The sequence below is a fragment of the Allocoprococcus comes genome (assembly GCF_013300725.1).
Lineage (GTDB): Bacteria > Bacillota > Clostridia > Lachnospirales > Lachnospiraceae > Allocoprococcus > Allocoprococcus comes_A.
The window spans coordinates 62694-78576 of sequence record NZ_JAAIMM010000011.1; the positions used below are offsets into that span (position 1 = coordinate 62694).

The 15883-nt window shown below is 41.4% G+C and carries 12 protein-coding genes; 1 reads left to right on the top strand and 11 read right to left on the bottom strand.

What is annotated here, in order from left to right; all coding sequences use genetic code 11:
* The first annotated feature begins 109 nt into the window (after positions 1–109).
* Positions 110–2428, top strand: coding sequence for a rhodanese-like domain-containing protein (locus G4407_RS07740; RefSeq protein WP_173688389.1), 2319 nt, complete (start codon positions 110–112; stop codon positions 2426–2428).
* A gap of 114 nt (positions 2429–2542) precedes the next feature.
* On the opposite strand, the gene G4407_RS07745 is transcribed toward G4407_RS07740, so the two are convergent.
* The 11 genes from G4407_RS07745 to G4407_RS07795 all read right to left on the bottom strand — a co-directional run bounded on the left by G4407_RS07745 (position 2543) and on the right by G4407_RS07795 (position 15814).
* Positions 2543–3451: a rhodanese-like domain-containing protein gene (locus G4407_RS07745; protein WP_173688390.1), complete on the bottom strand. Its 909-nt coding sequence runs from the start codon at positions 3449–3451 to the stop codon at positions 2543–2545.
* A gap of 110 nt (positions 3452–3561) precedes the next feature.
* Positions 3562–4896: a glycosyltransferase gene (locus G4407_RS07750; RefSeq protein WP_173688391.1), complete on the bottom strand. Its 1335-nt coding sequence runs from the start codon at positions 4894–4896 to the stop codon at positions 3562–3564.
* Positions 4896–5825 (bottom strand): rhodanese-like domain-containing protein, encoded by a 930-nt coding sequence (locus tag G4407_RS07755; RefSeq protein ID WP_173688392.1) that lies wholly within the window; start codon positions 5823–5825, stop codon positions 4896–4898. The genes G4407_RS07750 and G4407_RS07755 overlap by 1 nt, the downstream gene beginning before the upstream one ends.
* Positions 5826–5840: 15 nt before the next feature.
* The gene (locus G4407_RS07760; RefSeq protein ID WP_243868791.1) at positions 5841–7130 is read right to left on the bottom strand and encodes an LCP family protein; all 1290 of its coding nucleotides are present in this window, start codon (positions 7128–7130) and stop codon (positions 5841–5843) included.
* Positions 7123–8058 (bottom strand): glycosyltransferase family 2 protein, encoded by a 936-nt coding sequence (locus tag G4407_RS07765; protein ID WP_173688394.1) that lies wholly within the window; start codon positions 8056–8058, stop codon positions 7123–7125. The genes G4407_RS07760 and G4407_RS07765 overlap by 8 nt, the downstream gene beginning before the upstream one ends.
* The gene (locus tag G4407_RS07770) at positions 8055–9404 is read right to left on the bottom strand and encodes an undecaprenyl-phosphate glucose phosphotransferase (RefSeq protein ID WP_243868793.1); all 1350 of its coding nucleotides are present in this window, start codon (positions 9402–9404) and stop codon (positions 8055–8057) included. The genes G4407_RS07765 and G4407_RS07770 overlap by 4 nt, the downstream gene beginning before the upstream one ends.
* A gap of 18 nt (positions 9405–9422) precedes the next feature.
* A complete protein-coding gene (locus G4407_RS07775; RefSeq protein ID WP_173688395.1) occupies positions 9423–11216 on the bottom strand; it encodes a glycosyltransferase family 2 protein in 1794 nt (597 codons plus the stop codon).
* Positions 11217–11219: 3 nt separating this feature from the next.
* On the bottom strand, positions 11220–13676 hold the full coding sequence (locus G4407_RS07780) for a glycosyltransferase family 2 protein (protein ID WP_173688396.1): 2457 nt from the start codon (positions 13674–13676) through the stop codon (positions 11220–11222).
* A gap of 24 nt (positions 13677–13700) precedes the next feature.
* The gene (locus tag G4407_RS07785; RefSeq protein ID WP_173688397.1) at positions 13701–14282 is read right to left on the bottom strand and encodes a hypothetical protein; all 582 of its coding nucleotides are present in this window, start codon (positions 14280–14282) and stop codon (positions 13701–13703) included.
* A gap of 9 nt (positions 14283–14291) precedes the next feature.
* Positions 14292–15029, bottom strand: a complete 738-nt coding sequence (locus tag G4407_RS07790; protein WP_022221069.1) for an ABC transporter ATP-binding protein — start codon at positions 15027–15029, stop codon at positions 14292–14294.
* An 8-nt stretch (positions 15030–15037) separates the two neighbouring features.
* Positions 15038–15814, bottom strand: coding sequence for an ABC transporter permease (locus tag G4407_RS07795; RefSeq protein WP_173688398.1), 777 nt, complete (start codon positions 15812–15814; stop codon positions 15038–15040).
* Positions 15815–15883 lie beyond the last annotated feature (69 nt).

Genomic DNA, 15883 nt, shown 5'->3' on the forward strand with positions numbered 1-15883 from the left:
TATAGATTTTATCTATTCCGTTTTTATATATAGATTAAAACAATTATGAAATTTTTGTGAAAACTGTTACAATGTAATCGTAACCTAATTTTGAGAGTAAGGAGGAAAAATGAAAAGAAAATTATTACCAGTATTTCTGTCTTTCGCATTACTTGCGAACGGCTCTCTGACAGCTTTTGCCGCTGATCCGGTTGCTGATGCCGTTACAGAAAGTGATGTGCAGACTACTGTTTCAGAAAATCAAGAAAACCAGGAAGAAGTAACAGTTCCTGAAGGGGAAACTTCTGAAGAAGAAGCTTCGGATGAAGCTGATGATTCTAAAGAAACTTCGGATGTTATTACTGATATCGCTGGTCGCTACACAGAACTTGGCACAGATGGTAATCCTATAGACGGATCAAAAGCCATCGAAAATGCAAAAGCCGGCTCTGGTGTTATCGTAGATGTACGCACACCTGAAAACTACAACAAGGGACATATTGAAGGTTCTATTTCTGCACCAGTATTTACTTCAGATGGTGTTGTTAAGCGTTCCGATGAACCTACCGCTGTAGCTTTCACAGAAACTGTAACCGGAAATTCCGTTCTTGAAGGAAAAGAAATCTATGTTCTCTGCAACAGTGGAAACGCAGGTGCAAAAGCTGCTACCGTTTTATTAAACGCTGCAGGATATTCTCTTGACAACATTCACACTATTACTTACGGAGCAACAGGCCTTGAAGTACGCTACGCTTTCCTTGGAACAAACAACGCTGTAACCGGTGCTGAAGCCGTAGCTGCTGTTGATTCATCTGATGTAGTAATCATCGATGTTCGTACAACAGAAAACTATGCAAAGGGACATCTGAAGAATTCTATTTCTCTTCCTTTGTTCTATATTGATGAAAAAGGTGAGCCGGCAATTGCAGAAACTAATAAGGATTCTTATGCCGTTTCTTTCGCTGACTATGTAAAAGCCAACATTTCCACTTTCACAGGCAAAAAAGTATACGTTCTCTGCAACAGTGGTTCAAGAGGTGCAAGAGCCGCTACTGCTTTACTTGCAGACAACGGTGTTGACAAAAACACGATCTATACCATCACCGGTGGTGCGAAAGATGAAACTGTAAAAAATGCTTTCGTAACTGTAGATGGTTACAAATTTGTATCCGGAAACGATGCTATTACAGCTGCAAAAGAAGGAACTGCATATGTCATTGATGTGCGTTCTACAAAAGCACAGGCTAAAACAGGCACTCTGAAAGGATCCATTTCACAGTCTCTGTTTGACGCCGACAACAAACTTGACACAGCTGAGGCTGAAGCACTTGAAAAAGCTTTCAAAGAAGAAATTCCTTCCAAAATAACAGAAGACAAACCAATCTACATCATCTGCAACAGTGGTGCAAGAGGGGCTCAGAAAGCAACCAAACTTCTTGGAGAACTTGGCTATAACACAAGCACTAAGGAAGATGGAAAAGTATACACTATCACAAACGGTGCAAAAGGCCTGGAACTCCTGTACGCAATGTCAGGAACAGATGGAAATGCTGTAGACGGAAAAACAGCTGTTGCTGCTGTTGGAAAAGACGATGTAGCAATCCTTGATGTTCGTGCAACAGGCAACTATGGTGCCGGACATTTGAAAGGTTCTATCTCAACACCAGTATTTAATGCTGATGGTGTTGCAAAAACTACAGATGACCAGCTTTCCAAAGATTTCACAAAATACGTAACAGACAACAAAGCCACTCTTGAGAAAAAAGATCTCTATCTTCTCTGTAACAGTGGTGCAAGTGGTGCAAGAGCTGCTACTGCTTTATTAAAAGCTGCCGGATATGATCTTGCAAAAGTTCATACCATCACTGGTGGTGCAAAAAATGAAGATGTAAAAGCTGCTTCCATTTATGTATCTGATACTCATGTGATCAACAAAATGTCTGATACAAAGAATTACCTGATCCTTGATGTACGTTCTACAGAATCTTACACCAAAGGACACTTAAAGGGATCCCTTTCCCTTCCACTTTTCGACAAAGACAACAACCTTCCGGATGATCTTGCAAAAGCATTTACAGAATATGTAGCTGCTCACAAAGCAGATTTTGAAGGAAAAACAATTTATGTTCTTTGCAACAGTGGTGCAAGAGGTGCTGCAAAAGCAACTCAGCTTCTCAAAGAAGCCGGAATCACAAATGTATTCACCATCGAAAATGGTGCAAAGAGTGAAGTGATCAAGAAACATTTTGTAACAGATCCTGTTGTTGATCCTGATACAAAGAAAGACAACAATAGCAAAGGTAACGGTAATAGCCAGAATACAAATAAGACCGCTACTGCTGCTACAACAAAGACAGGAGATACCGCTCCTATCGCTGCACTTGCAGTTGCAATGCTCGCTGCTCTTGGCGCAATCGTTGCATTCGGTAAGAAAAAAATTGTAAAATAATAATTATTCCCAAAAAGGTTACAAAATCGGGACGCTGACTAAATTGCCAACGTCCCGATTTTTCAAATTCATTCATATTCATACGATGTTCAGATCTCGTTGATCTGCTTCTCTTTATTTCTCCAGATCTCCTTCCACACACCATCTGTAGAAAGATTCGTCATAGTTCTCTGAATTTTCAAAGCCACACATTTCCATTACAAGTTGCATATAAGCTGAACGGATTCCTCCGGTACAGTAAGTAATAATATGATCCTCTTTTGAAAGTCCTGCATCTTCAAACATCTTTGTCAGATCTTCATTACTCTTTAATGTACTGTCACTGTTAAACAAATCCGTATAACGGATCTGGATTGCCCCCGGAAGATGTCCCCCATTTGCCTCCCCATACATTGTCTTTCCATTGTATTCTTTATCTGTACGGGTATCTACGATTTTACAGTCGTCATAAATTTCCTTCAACTCATCCGTATTGATCACATGGGTTTCATCAATAGAATCAATTTCTACCGATACCGGTTTTGGCTCTGCTGCTCCTTTGACAGTCTCAACTCCTGCTGCTTTCAGTGCTTTGATCCCGCCATCTACGATTTTTACATCCTCATAGCCTGCCGCAATCAGCTCCCATGCAATCCTGCCATCTTCTCCCCAGCCTTTCTCCGCATTTGAAAAAAGCACGATTTCCTTATCTTTTGCCAGCCCAAGCTCTCCTAATCTTTCGCTCAAGCGCTTTGTATCAAGGATACATCCCCAGTTTGCATCTCCCGCTTCCCCGTCTTCACAGGTTGCCAGATACTGCCATGTCGTTGCCACTGCACCTTTTACAGTACCTTTTTTCGCCTCATCTTCACCTCTTGCATCCACTACGATGATATCGTCCAGATTTTCTTTCACATAGTCGGCGGTTACTACATACTTTCCTTCAAATGGTTCACTGCTGTCTGATGCCGAATTCTTTGCACCACATCCTGAAAGTGATGAAATCACAAGAATTCCTGCAAGAAATAATGCTGTTCTTTTCATAATCTTTTCTCCTCGTCTAATCTTCTTTCTTCTAACTATAACATATCTGCAATCTATTCACTAATTGATTGTCCTTATCCCGGATTAAGTATATTTATCTTTTCTATAAATCACTTTTTCAGCAGACGCATGATTTTTCTCATCGGTTCTGTTATTTTCCAGCTGGTTGAATTTGCATATGTCTGGATCATTTCATCCTGCTCCCTGATCTTATCCTCATATTTCTTAAGCTGCCCTGTTTTCTGTTCCATCCGTCTGCCAAGTTCATCCAGCTGTTCTTCATAATGCGCGGCCTGCCTTCGCTGTCCTTCTATATATTCCTGCTGCTGTTCAATCGCTGCATTTTGTTTTTCAAGCTGTTCTTTCTGCTGCCCAATATACTCATCTTTCTGTCTGAGAATATCTTTATAATACGCCAGTTGCTGGCTTCCTTCTTCAATTTCGCTTATCAGCCATGGTGTCTTATACATATGTTCCCCGTTCCACTGATACAGATCAAAAATATCCAGATGAAAATGCTCTCTTAAAGTCTCCATTGCATTTGCTTCTCTCATAGTCTGCCCCAGCATTTCCATCCCTGCTGCTTTCAGTCCCGGTACTTCCTCTATACATTTCATCAACCAGAATGCTTTTTCAAATTCCAGCTGTAAATGTGATACAGAATCCGGATTTCGGAAATCTTCCCGGAAAAACTGACAAAATTTTTCATCCGTCATCGATTCAACACAATTTTTCCGGATCATGACAGATTCATTAAATGCGCGGACTGAATTTTCTCTTGTTGACATACTGATCTGTTTCTTTCCTTTTATATCCCATTGAAAACGGATCAGTCTTTCTTCCAGAACCGTGATCTCTGCTTCACTTACAATCCGAAGCCACAGATCATAATCTGCCAGCTGACGATACAAAAGATTGAAATATCCGATCTTATCCAATACAGATTTTCTGACCAGAGCAGAGGGATGACAAAGAAAATTTCCAGATTGCAGAAGCATATGCAGATATTCTTTCCGTGTCGAACACTTCCTGTCAAAAAGCTCTGCCATATCCCTGCATTCTTCCGACAGATCATTGCCACTTTCATCAACCAGATATACTCTCGTAAAACACGCACCGAGCATCCGATTCTCTTCCATAACCGCCACCTGCTTTTCCAGCTTGTCCGGCAGCCATGCATCATCGCTATTCATAAATGCCACGTAATCTCCATGGCAGTAATCAAGCCCCTTATTTGCCGCATAACAGTAAAATGAATTCCGATCCAGTTTAAAATATCTGATCCGTGGATCCTGATAGCTTTTTATCAGTTCTTCTGTTCCATCGGTCGATCCGTCATCTACGATGACAAATTCGAAATCAGGGTACGTCTGACAAAGGACGCTGTCAACCGCCTGTTTCAGGCAAAACCTCCGGTTATAAGTACACATCAAAACACTAACCATTATTCTACATCTCCAACAACAGCCCATCTCCAGAATGACTGATCATAATTGTATGTATGTTCAAATCCACACATTTCCATTACCAGCTGTGTATATGCCGAACGGATTCCTCCTGTACAATAAGTGACGATCTCATCATCTTTAGACAGTCCGGCATCCTCAAACATTTTTGTCAGTTCTTCATTGGATTTCAGATATCCTGCATCATCGAACAGATCTGTGTACCGGATATGAATTGCTCCCGGAAGGTGTCCTCCCTTTGCTTCATCATACAGAATTGCTCCATCATATTCTTCATCGGTACGCACATCCACAATTTTGTACTCGTCATAATTCTTCTGTAATTCTTCGGTTGTCATCACATGGGAATAATCAATTTCATCGATTTTTACTTCTGCCGGTTCCGGCTTGGATGCAAGAAACTGTGTCTTAATTCCACTATCTTTCAACGCCTTCCATCCGCCATCTACCATCTTCACATCTTCATATCCGACCGCTCGGAGTTCCCAGAGAAGTCTCGCATCATCTCCCCATCCGTCTAAGGTCTCACCGATCAGAATAATTTCTTTATCCTTTGTAATTCCAAGATTGCCAAGAGTCTCTTCCAGCTGTGCAGGCTCCTGTATGCACCCCCATTTCTCATCTCCCTGTTTTCCTTCTGTAATACTCCAGTCCTGCCATACCGTCGCAATTGCACCTTTTACAGTTCCAAGGATTGCCTTTTTTTCTCCTCTTCCATCTACAAACAACGTATTTTCATCTCCAACCTTGCTGATTGCATACTCCGGCTCAATGATCCACTCTCCCACAAAATGATTTTCATCAGCTTTCTCTGCCGTACTTTCTGTCTTCTGTTTCTGTCCACATCCTGTCAGACCAATCGCTGCAACAAGTAATACACTGCATAACCACTTTGCTCTTTTTCTCATTTCCTTTTTCCTCCTTTAATCATCACCGTAATAGTAATCTTCCTCATAGTAATCCGGTGGTGCTTCTGTATCCGGCTGCTGCGGTTCTGTCACCGTCAGTGAACCAGTGCTACTGTCTTCGGATGTACCACCAGAATCCGTTCCTGTATTTCCATCTTCCGTTACTTTTATATTTGTTTCTGTATGATTTGTTTCCTCAGATGTCTTATCTTCCGATTTTTCATCCTCTTTTTCAGTTTCGTCTGCTTCCTCATATTTTCCACTGGAAAGCGCATCGTTTATTTCATCATCAATTCCTTTTACCGTCCCGGATACCTGATAATCTGTATCTCCAAACAGGAACTGATGTACCTCGGCAACATTGGATGCCAGTGTATCTGCAATTTCTGTACTTCCCACTCCAGAAAGCATTTTGGAATATCTTACATTTGGAAATCCAAGTGTTTCACCTACTTTATATTTTTGAAAATCTTTCGCATAATTCAGAATTTCAGTAAAAGAAAAATTGGTTGCAATCTGTGGAAAAACACTGTCAGCAATCTTATTGATCGTCGTCAGATCCATCTGCTGCAGCTTCTGCATAATATTCAGAAGGACGATTCTCTGACGCACTGTACGCTGCGCATCTCCGCCATCTGTATAACGAATTCTCGCATACGAAACCGCCTGTACTCCATCCAGATGATAGGTTCCTCCGACCTCCGGTTCAATCTTCTTATAACTTTTTCCGGTTACTTCAGAAGTCTCTACACAATAGTTGTTCATATGGACTACTTCTGCATCAGTCAGTTCCAAATCCATTCCTCCCACCGCATCAATCACATCGACTAAAGCATTAAAATTCACAGATACATATTTCTCAATATTCATATCCATATTCTCATTCAGAAGTGCAACACCCCCGTCCGGCCCGAAATAGGAATAGGCAGCATTCGCCTTATTATAGCTTCCATCTTTCAGCCGCATAAAAGTATCACGATACACCGATACCATCTTCACCTCATAAGTTTCCTGATTCAGACTTACAATCATGATCGTATCACTGCGGTTTCCTTTATCCAGTGAACCGTCCCTAGAATCCAGTCCGAATACTGCCACATTCAGGTATCCACTCTTATGTTCCACCTCTTCTGTAATCGATTCCTTCAGTGTTTCTTTTTTTACTTCGATTTTCTGGATTTTGTTCACTTTGCTGGCAGCATAACCAAATACGGCACCTGCCATCCCCAGAACAAGAATCAGCATCATGCAAATGATCCCAATAATCTTTTTCTTCCACGACCATCCTGCTATTTTTTTAAGCATCCTCATCACTCCTTTCTATCCAGTAATTGCGATTCAATGTCAGTTTCATGATGAGACTTTCCGGTAATCGTCCGTAATGTTTTCCCATCTGGTAGCCCAGATATTTGCACCCGCTTTCCACAAACAGCTGCATAATCTGCAAATATTTTCTTTCTTTTAATAGCTTTTTCACAAGTGTGCAAATCAGGTGCATGCCTTCTTTTTCTGACTTTACTTTTCCAAATATTTCCGGATGACATGCCTGCGATACCCCCTGATCAAAATTTCTCCTTATCAGCTCTCTGTAAGTATACTCATGAGAATGTATCACCCGTGCATCTGCTTTATAAATAATCTTCCATCCACTTCGGACTGCTCCTGCCGCAAAGATCAGATCTTCATTGAAGATGACCGGATATGGAAATCCTCCCAGCTCCAGATAGGTTTCTTTCCGGTAAGCAGCGCACACATTGGAGCAAAAATAAGTTTTTATTCCAAGCTCTGGCAGATCCTTCTGCGATTTCATCCGGCTTCTGTTCGGATAATTAAATGTTCTTGTATATCGTTCCAGCAGAGGGCTTTTCTTCTCCGGTATCTGTCTGGCATAAGCTGCCACAGCATCCGGATGTTCCTTTAATGCTTCTGAAAGCTTTTCCAAAAGAAACAGATCTGCCGGAACTGCATCCTGGGTCATCATAACCACAATATCTGCATCCGACATCCGAATCCCCAGATCTCTGGTTCTTCCATGATCAAATTCTTTTTCCAGAATCGGAATCTCTGTAACGGAAACCCTGTCTTTACAAACCGAAACATCCAGCTTTATCCCATCTCTGGTATGCAGCAGAATAATTTGTTCTGGAAGATATGTCTGTCTGCTAAGTCCATATAATACTTTATGTAGTTTTTCTGTCGGTCTGTAGACCGGTATGATCACATCTATCTTCATCTTCCGTTAAAAAACCCTTTAAAAAATGTCAGAACCAATATTTTCAAATCAAGTCCCATTGTCCAGTTTTCAATATAGTAAAGATCATATTCGATCCGCTTCTCAATGGAAGTGTCTCCACGGTATCCATTAATCTGCGCCCAGCCAGTCATTCCCGGACGCACCTGATGTTTTACCATATAACGTGGAATTTCATCCCGGAACTTTTGCACAAACTGTGGCCTTTCCGGTCTTGGCCCTACCAGACTCATCTCTCCTTTCAGCACATTAAAAAGCTGCGGCAGTTCATCAATACTCGTCCTGCGGATCAGCTTTCCAACCGGTGTAACCCTCGGATCATTCCTGGTAGACCATTCTGTTTTTTCCTCTTCTTCATCCTGCATGATCATAGACCGAAATTTGTACATATAAAACACCTGATTATGCAGTCCAACTCTTTCCTGCCGGTAGATCACACTTCCTTCCTCTGTAAAGGCAACCACCATCGCAGTAAGCAGCATGACCGGTGAAAAAAGGATGATTGCAACCATTGCTCCAATCAGATCGACTGCCCTCTTTGCCGCTCTGTTTCGCATGATATTCAGCGGAACTCTGCGGACATGGATCACCGGAATCCCCTGCACATCCTCAATATAAGGTCTGGTAGAAATCACCTTTCCAAAATCAGGAATCATTTTCGTGTGCACCCCTGCCTTCTCACAGACATCCACAATCCGCTCCAGTTTCCCATAATCCTCTGCACGAAGCGCGATCACAACCTCATCCAGTTCATTCTCCTCCAGTATTCTTTCCAGTTTCTCTTCATCTTTCAGATGGGCAAACACATGATATCCCCACTTTGGATTCTGTCTTAGTTTGTCCATATACTTTTCTGCCGCCTGACTCTCTCCGATCATAAGAATATGTTTCTGATTCCGTCCCTGCTTTCGCATTTTCCACAAGATTGTGCGAATCAGATATCTAGAAGCAAATTCCAGCGAGATGTTTATAAAAAAGAAAATACACAGCATCTGTCTTGAAAAATGCTCCTGCTTTATAAAATAAAGTACCACGATAAAGATCATAAATCCAATTCCATTGGCACGGATGATATCCCACAGCTCCTTACGGTAACTTTTTACCCTCCTCGGCATATAAAGCTGAAAAATACTATACAAAAGCAGATATCCAGGAATTATAAAAAACAGAGCTGAAAAATACGTTTTCGCCGGCAGGATTCCTGCATCCTGCACAAAAATCACGCTCCTGAATCTCAGATACCATGAGAAAAGATATGCGGCAGCAATAATTCCTGCATCCACACATACCTGCGCTTTATTTAACATTCGCTGATTGTTCTTTATCAAAATACCACCATCTTTTCTCTATCCATCTTCTTTTTCACGCAAAGAATAATCACACTTCACCAGCGTAAGATTGGGATTGTACATCGGATCTCCTTTTTCCATGATTTCAGACCAGGTCCGGCGTACATAATTAATCTCACACTGATATCTTCTGATCTTTTCCTCATTATCCTCTGCACCTCTCGATCTGGATTCATAATGATACAGTTCTACATAAGGGTCATATACTACAAGATATCCACATCTGCGTACCTTCAGACAGAAATCAATATCATTGAACGCCACTGCAAGCCGCTCCTCAAATCCACCCACTTCTTCATATACGGAACGTTTTACCATCATACATGCTGCTGTCACCGCTGACAGATCCTGCTGGGTACTTGCTTTGTGCAGATACCCGGAATAACCTTTTGGAAGTCCCCGGAACATATTACCGGCAATTCCCCTAATCCCAACAACGACTCCTGCATGCTGTACCTGACCACCCGGATAATAAAGCTTTGCTCCGACAATCCCGACTTCCTTTCTCTGGCAGTTCGCAAGCATTTCTTCCAGCCAGTCCTTTCCGATCACTTCCGTATCATTATTCAGAAGTACCAGATATTCTCCACTGGTCTGTCTTACTGCGAAATTATTGATTGCCGAATAATTAAATGGGCCCTCCCATCTCAGGATTCGAATATGGTCCGATTTTATTTTATCATAGTAAGCAAATGTTTCTGTCTTTTCACTGTTATTTTCAATAATCGTAATCTCATAATTCTTATAAGTCGATCCGGAAATGGACTGCAGGCATTTCTCCAAATCTTTTACATGATCTTTATTTGGAATCAGAATGGAAATCATCGGATTTCCCTGCACCTTATACTGGACACGATAAAACCCTCTGTCCAGTTCCGGCAAAACTTCTGCCTGTTCACCGCATCTCGTAAGATGGGCTTCTATGGCACGCTGTCCAGCCTCAAATGCATAAGCTTTACTGATCGGATTGTCCGCAGTAGAAACCTGATGTACCCTCCAATGATAAAGAATCCGCGGCACATGCGCCGTTATCGTTTTTTCCACACACCTGAAAACCAGATCGTAATCCTGCGCTCCGTCAAATTCACTTCTTAGTCCACCAACTTCTTCGATCAAACTTTTTCTTATCACACAAAAATGACAGATATAATTATTTGCCCGCAACAGATCCAGATTGAAATCCGGTTTAAAATGCGGCTGAAAATGTTTTTTCAGATCTGCTGTCACTTTGTCCTCATCGGAATAAAGAAGTCCGGTCTCCGGATATTCATTCAGTTTCTTTACCATCTCATACAATGCATCTGGCGCAAGCAGATCATCCTGATCCAGAAAACCAATATAGGTTCCGGCAACTTCCTTTATCGCTGCATTTGTATTTTCAGAAATTCCTCTGTTTTCACGCATTCCGATCAGACGGACAGTTTTTCCTTTAAACACATCCTCTTCGAGAATTTCTTCTATTCTACGTCTCTCTTCATCCGGAACAGCCATACAGAGTTCCCAGTTTTTATAAGTCTGCCGGCATACCGACAAAAGCATCTGTCTCAAAAACTCTTCCGGTGCCTGATATACCGGAACGACAATACTGATCAGAGGTGCATACGAAAACGCTTCCTGTCTTTGTCTTTCCAGTTCTTCTTTTGTCCGCCTGTGATTCTGATACCATTTTTCATAATCAATCTTATGAAAACGGATCCTTTCTTTTAAACGTATCAGAAACTCTTTTGGTCCAAAATACCGAAGATATACCAGTCCTTTTTTTACCCGATACAGAGACATTTTATTGAACATCTCCTATCTCCTCTCCACTTTTGCCAGATGATTCAGTCCAAAGTCATTATGATCCAGTGTCAGATTCGGACTGTAATACGGATCTCCTTTTTCCAGAAGTTCTTTCCACCTAGTTTGAAACAATTTAATTTCTCTGTTAAAACGTTCTATTTTCTCTTCTGTGTCTTCATATCCTCTTGACTTTGACTCATAATGGATCAGTTCTGCATATGGATCATATACGATCAGATATCCCGCTTTCCGTATTTTCAGGCACAGATCTACATCATTAAATGCCACCGCAAACTTCGGATCAAATCCTCCGACTTCTTCATACACCCGTTTTTTTATCATCATACAGGCTGCGGTCACTGCACTCAGATCATGGATCACCTGCGCCCTCGCAAAATATCCCGGCGAATCTCCGTCCATTCCAAGGAATGCATGTCCTGCCACTCCTCCAAGCCCAATGATCACCCCTCCATGCTGAAGCGTTCCATCTTCATAATACATTCTCGCCCCGACAGCACCTACATCTTCCCGCATACAATAGCTCAGCATTTCTTTAATACAGTCACTGCCGATCATTTCTGTATCGTTGTTCAGGAACAGCAGATATTCTCCGGCCGCATGATCAATTCCATACTGATTGATCTCCGGATAATTGAATCCTTCTCCTTTCCAGTACAGAACCTTAACTTTGGGATACTCATGCATGATTCTTCTGTAATCTTTAAACGTTTTCTTTTTCTGGCTGTTATTTTCTACAACAAGAATTTCTATATTCTCATAAGTATTTCTTTCCCGGATCGATCGCAGACATTTGATCAGATCATCCGTGTGATCTTTATTCGGAATAATGACCGATACCTTAGGTGTTTGCTTCACCGGATATTTTGTCCGGTACATTCCCGGATACTTCGTTGGAATGACTTCTGCTTCAATTCCCATTCTTCTGTAATGCGCTCTTACCGCTTTTGCACCTGCATCCACAATATAGGATTTATTCTCTGCACTGTCAGCTGTAGATCCCTCGCATGCCCTCCAGTGATAAAGTACTCTCGGTATATGCCGGATCTTATCGGTATTTTCAACACACCGGAGCACAAAATCATAGTCTTGTGCACCATCGTACTCACCATCAAGCTTTCCTGCCGCCTGATATAACTCCTTTTTTACGACTACCAGGTGACAGAAATAATTTGTTGTACAAAGCATATCCAAATTAAAATCCGATTTGAAATGAGGGAAGAAATACTCTTCTCCATCCATCGTAATCTTATCTTCATCCGTATAAATAAGCTCTGTATCCGGATATTCATTCACTTCAGCCACACACTCATACAATGCATCCGGTGTCAGCAGGTCATCATGATCCATAAATGCAATGTAATCCCCCGTTGCCATATCCAGTGCCACATTTGTATTGTCTGAAATATGCAGCTGTTTTTTATTATTCTTCACTTGGATCCGGCTATCCTTCTTTGTATACTCTTTCAGAATTTCTGCAATAGGTGAATCTTCCCCACTTCCATCTGAGAGGCAGAGTTCCCAGTTCTGATAGGATTGTCTTCTTACAGAATCCAGCATTTCCCGCAGATATCTTTCCGGTGTCCGGTAAAGAGGAACAACAATCGAAATCTTCGGCATCCGGGTAAATTGCTTTCTCTTCTGCCGGTACAGTCTGATCCTGGACGGCTCATGTCTTCGCAGCCATTCTTCATACTCTGTACCGTTTTTCCCACTCAATTTGTCACCCGCCCTGATAAACGCTGCACGGATTCCAAACTGACGATAATAGATTCTGACTTTGCGAAAATCATCCAGCATTTTCTGACGTCGCAGTTTTCTTTTGAGATTCATGATCTCTTCCGCATTTTTCTCTTCTTCTTCAAAGCATACTTCCAGTTTTCGCGGAATACCTTCCTCATAAAATGCCTTAAACCCGGCAATCTCTTCCTTTTTACATTCCGGATACTCTCGCAGCACATCCAGACGCCGGATTTTTTCTTCTTTCATCTCCAGTTCATTCTGATTCTCATCCAGAAACCGAATCGATGCATTTTTCCTGCTATAATACCATCCCTCGACTGAAAATCCTTTTTCTTCAGTATTCACCTTATCTATGCTGTTTGCCAGCCATTTCTCCAGGTTCTTCAATTCACTGACTGCAAAGGTCTTCATCAATTCTTCTTTTCCACAATACGACTGCAATACTTCCAGTCTGGACGCTTCTCTCCAGTCTTTCGGAAGATGTATCCAAAGAAAAAACTGTTTGGTTATAAGTCTTTTTCTTATCTTACGGAACTTCAACGGATGAAGACGGATTCCATCCGTTGTATAAAATAGTTTCTTTCCATCCAGCCGGATTTCAATCCGGTTTCCATCTGGTCTGTTATCCAGAAAATATCCCGTAATAAGTAATCTGTCTTTTTCTTTTACATGAAACCGACATGTTGCGATATAAAAAGCATTTTCCATTTTTCAAGTCCTCTCACTTCCACACTATCTGGAAAATAACCAGTTCAAAAACTGAAAGAAAACACAGATATACAATACTAACAGCAGAAATACGCAAAATGTTTCTATATCAAACCGATATGTAACCGTCTTTAAAATTAAAGTTCCTTCACTTTCTTCACTATTTATTTTCAAATTTGTTCCTTCCTCTGATGTCTTTTCCGTATAAAGTGCAATAGAATCTTTTTCAAATACTACTTTATACGCCTTCCCTCTGCATCTGCTTACCGTATCAAACGAAAATTCATTGAATTTGCCCGTTTTTATATCTCTCACCTTCTTCACAGATTCCGCAACCGTTTCTCCATTTTCACAATCCTGAAGATAAATTCGGATCTCTGTTTCTGGATCTTCCTGCAAATTCTGGCATTTCACCTGGATTCCATCCAGTGTCTCCTCCTCACAGACAAATTCCTGCGATATCTGATCCTGCGACACATCCATCATGACATACTGGTCATTTTCTATCATCCGGTCATAAATCGCATGCGTCTTATGAACATGTCCATAAACAAATGCAAGCAGAATCAGCACAATAACTGCTGCCAACTTTTTTACTTTTCTCATTTTTCCCTCTTATTCTGCTTCCTGATATTCTCTGCACAACTCATCTGCATCCCCGATACTACGAACTCTTCCATGTTCCAGCCATACAATCCGGCTGCACAGATTTCTCACCTGCTCCATATTATGCGAAACAAACAAAATCGTAGCTCCATTCTCCTTCATCCGGTTAATTCTTGCTTCACATTTCTGCTGAAAATGGAAATCGCCTACCGATAATACTTCATCCACGATCAGAATATCCGGCTGTCCGATTGTTGCTACCGCAAACGCGAGACGCGAAAACATTCCCGATGAAAAATTTTTCACCGGTACATCCATAAACTGGTCCAGTTCTGAAAACTCTACAATCTCTTCATAGTGCTCCTCCAGATATTCCCTGGTATATCCAAGCAGCGTCCCGTTCAGAAATACGTTCTCCTTCGCAGTCAGGTCAAAATCAAATCCTGCTCCCAGTTCGATCAGCGGCGCGATCACACCGGAAGTCTTAACGCTGCCACAGGTTGGTTTCATGACACCGGCAATGATTTTCAACATCGTACTTTTTCCACTTCCGTTTACACCGATCAGTCCCAGTGTTTCTCCTTTATAGACTTCAAACGACACATCCTGCAGTGCCCAGAAATCCTGATAGGTAATCTTTTTCTTTACTCTCTGTATAAAATATTCCTTAAATCCATCAAATTTCTCTGATGCCAGACTGAATTTGATGGAAACATCTTCTACTTTTACAATTACTTTTTTCTCCATCCTTACTCCTACAAATCAAAGATAAAACCATCCTGATGCTTATAAAAAACCCAGCATCCCACTCCAAGACACAGTACAGCTTCTGCTGCTGTCACCAGAAGCATCACCAGACCTGGAAGTCTGCCATAGATCACAACATTCCGGAACATGATCAGAATACTGGTCAGAGGGTTTATCATTACCAGATGGTATAACCATTCCGGCAGAATCGACATTGGATAGATAACCGGTGTCAGATACATCAGCACTGCCATCAGCACCGAATACAAGTGCAGAACATCCCTGTATTTCACCGCAATCGTCGCCAGAATCAGTCCAATCCCCAGAGCCAGAACCACCAGCAAAAAAAGTGGCACAACTGAAAGAAGCATTGTCCAGTGAAGCTCCGCACGCATACCGATCATAATCAGAAATAACGCTGCACAGGATGCCATCAGATTGATCAGACTGGAACACACCCTTGACATCACGAATACATATTTCGGTACATACACCTTCTTTATCAGAGATGCACTCCCGATAATTGCTGACATTGCATTTGTCGTAGCGTCATTGAAAAAGTTAAAAATAACCTGCCCACATAACAAATACAACGGAAAATTCTCTATATCAAATTTAAACAGATTTGAGAAAACGATGGATAAAACCGTCATCATAAGAAGTGGATTCAGCAGTGTCCATAAAACCCCCAGTATGGAACGCCGGTATTTCACCTTCACGTCTCTTGAAACCAGTTCTTTTAAAAACGGCTTAAATTTGACAAAATTTTGAATATAAACTGACATATTTTCTTCCCCTTTAAATTATAATTATATTATTTTTTCAGTCTTTATTCAATCAAATCGCTTACACTT